At 70.3% G+C, this 2,952-nt stretch carries 1 protein-coding gene and 1 pseudogene; both read right to left on the bottom strand.

From position 1 onward, the window contains the following. Positions 1 to 88: pseudogene (locus ABEA93_RS41880) on the bottom strand (IS5/IS1182 family transposase); the annotation flags it as partial. 1,672 nt (positions 89 to 1,760) lie between these two features. Next, positions 1,761 to 2,333 carry a hypothetical protein gene (locus ABEA93_RS41875; RefSeq protein ID WP_345681270.1) on the bottom strand — a complete coding sequence of 191 codons (573 nt, stop codon included), beginning with the start codon at positions 2,331 to 2,333 and terminating at the stop codon, positions 1,761 to 1,763. Positions 2,334 to 2,952: the final 619 nt, after the last annotated feature.

The raw sequence follows: 2,952 nt of genomic DNA, 5'->3' as shown, positions 1-2,952 counted from the left end.
GCGGACGCACCTTCGCCGGCGGCAGCAACGGCTCCACGATCTCCCACAACCCGTCAGGAACGATCCAGCCCCACCCCGAACTCCCCATGACACATCAACGACCACGTAGCCACATAGGACACGGTCTTAGTCGGCGTCGAACTCGGTGTTGGCGCAGTGGGGTTGACCTGCGATGTCGCAGGAACGGACCTGTAGGTTGCGGCGCGTACGCGGACCTACCCGGCGGCCTACACCCCCGGTGGGACGTTGCGTGCACTCCAGAGCGCTGTCCGACGCGCCCACCCCGGCATGTGCGAGAGGCGGGACGGAGGCACCTGGATGAGCGCCCGCGAACAACCGCCCCGCGCCGCGGCGCACCGCCGCCCAGCGTGGCGCGGGTGTGTCTGGGGCCGGCTGACCTGGACATGCAGCGTTGGCTTGCCCGGTGGCGGTACACGACCGTGGTGCAGCTCGCCCGCTTGCACGGCCGGAACGTGGAGGCCACCCGGCGGCGCCTGCGGCGCCTGGCGGACGATGCCCGCCTGGTCCGGCTGCGGCGCGCTCTTCGCGGGCCTCCCGCAGATCATGGTGGCGACCGCGCGCGGCTGCGCCGCGGCGGGCACCGGGTTCAGTCGGCCGGAGAGACGGAGCGGTGTGGCTGGCGTTGTTCGCGTCGGTGCAGCGGTGGCGCCGGACCCGGCCGCTGACCGTCACCACGGCCGGCCGCGTGCGTCGAGGGCGCGGTGCCGGGCGTGCGGGAACTGACAGCGGCCGTGCGGGCGGCCGCCGGATCCACAGCGGAGTCCGGCGAGTGAGCGGCGCCGGCACACACCGTGCGCGTGCGCCAGCCTGCCCGGCTCGCGGCCCAGCTGCCGTTCGCGTTGCTGCCCGGTTCGCCACAGTCACTCGTGCGCGTGTGGATGCGCTGGCTGGGTACCGACGGGTGGCGCCTGCCGGTGGCGCGGCGTGCGGGTGATGGCCCGCCTCGCAGTGAACACCGCGCGTGGCCGTAGGAAGGCATGGCCCGCCGACGGCACACCGGGTCGGTGTCGACAAGCACATGAAGCCGGATCGCGTGCGTTCCCGATGCTGAACTGCGCAGGCCCGCCGCCGTCTTGGACGGCTCCGAGCGGCAAGACCACCACCTGCCGGCCCTGCCGTTCATCGCTCCGGACCTGAAAGGCGAGGCCGCCGTCGCTGCCGCGCTGCGCCGGGGGTCGCCGCGGTCGCCGTGTCCGCGAAGCGGCGCTCTTTTCAGCAGGTCCTTGCGCCGCGACGGGCCGCCCCGGCGGTAGGGCTCGTAGAAGGCGGGGCCGGTGAAGGAGACCAGCCGGAACGGGCGCCCGGCCTGGGCTGAAGCCCCGTCGTCCTGCCCGTCCGCCTGCAGACCTTCCCCACCGGGAGATTCGCCCTGATCGACCCGGACCCGCCGGCCCCCGGGTGGTCCACAACGCGCTGCGTCCGGCTCTGTTCGAGGCAGTGGTGAGCCACCTGGACGCCTCCTAGCCGGACACGCGTGAGAACGCGGTCCTGGCCGCGGTCCTGCTGGCCCGCCCGGCCGCGGCCAGGCACTACCCACCGCGACCACTTGGTGGTTCGCACCCGGGCCGTCCTGACCGAGGACGACTACCGCGTCGCCACCACCTTGTATGTACCTGATCTGCCACACGGTCAAGGACTGGGGCTACGACACCCGCGGGTTGATCCCGGACCCCGTGGACTTGGGACGCCAGCGGCTGCACTGGACGACCCGCCGTTCTGAACCGGGACCAGGCACCACATCAATGCCGAAACCAAGGCGCCAGGGTGTCAGCCGCCTTTCTCAGACCGCGCCGGCCCCTCGGCTGCGCCCGGTGGCGGCTATTGCCATAGGTCCGCGCCGTCGTGTCCGCTCGGGTCCACCGTGAGGAGGTCCTCGTACAGGCCTGCCAGGACCCGGCCGGTAAGCGTCCCGTCCGTGTCGGCCTCGACGACCGTCCAGCCCAGCCCAGCCCAGGCACCTGCGCGCCGTCGTCGAGGACGGCCAGCACAGCGAAGACGGCCTCGTAGGCGACCGCCCGGGCCAGCCGGGCCACCTTGTCCCGGTCCGTGCCCGCGTCCAGCAGGCGCCGCGCGGCGGGCAGCTGCTCCACGGCGTCTGGCTGTGCCCAGCCGTCGATTGCGGCCGGCCATAGTGCCCGCAGGAACGTGTACCGGGCCAGCTGCGGGATGCCCTCCGCGGCCTCGGAGCGCGCCCACCCCGGAGCGTCGGCCGCGCCGAGTGCCTCGAACCGGCCCCGCAGCGCCTCGGCCGCGGCCCGCTGCGATGGCTCCAGCCCCGACACCCACGACTGCCAGACCTCGTCATCACCCATCGCCCCAGAATGCCCGCACCTTGCCCGCCACACCGCGCGGGGGCCAACCCTGCATTCCTCAAGGAAAGGTACCTGCGGCCGCCTACCGCCTTACGAAGAATCCAATGCAGGAATTCACCACCCCGGTATTCAAAGCCGAAATATGTACCGCACTTCGCCGGAACACAGACCCGAACGAAAGCCTTTCCACTATCGCAAGATATATTGCTATCCTGACCTCAATCCCAACATTAAAGGTCCAGACCACTTGTTAGAGCGGTACATAATCCACCGGTACATGTTGTGGTACACAGCGGTACATGACATACTTGGGTACACGACGGTACGGCACACACCAGGGAAGGAGCACCGGATGCACCACCCCAACAGACCACCACCCGGCAGCACACCCCCGCCAGATCAGCCAAAACCCGCTAACAGCAAGCGATTTGACTGCCATGAGCCCGAACATCCGGCCGGAGGCCGGCCCCGAGACCCCAGAACCCACCCGGTACATAAGTGTACCGATGCGGTACACCCGTTCTGCTCCAGCCAGCAGCCCAACGCCACGAAGTGGCGTAACAGACTTCTGTCCCGTAGGGGCAGGCGTCGTGTCTCCGGAGGAGACCGCGCGCAGCAG

This window comes from Yinghuangia aomiensis (assembly GCF_039542225.1).
GTDB classification, from domain to species: domain Bacteria; phylum Actinomycetota; class Actinomycetes; order Streptomycetales; family Streptomycetaceae; genus Yinghuangia; species Yinghuangia aomiensis.
This window is presented reverse-complemented; position numbering and strand designations above follow the sequence as displayed.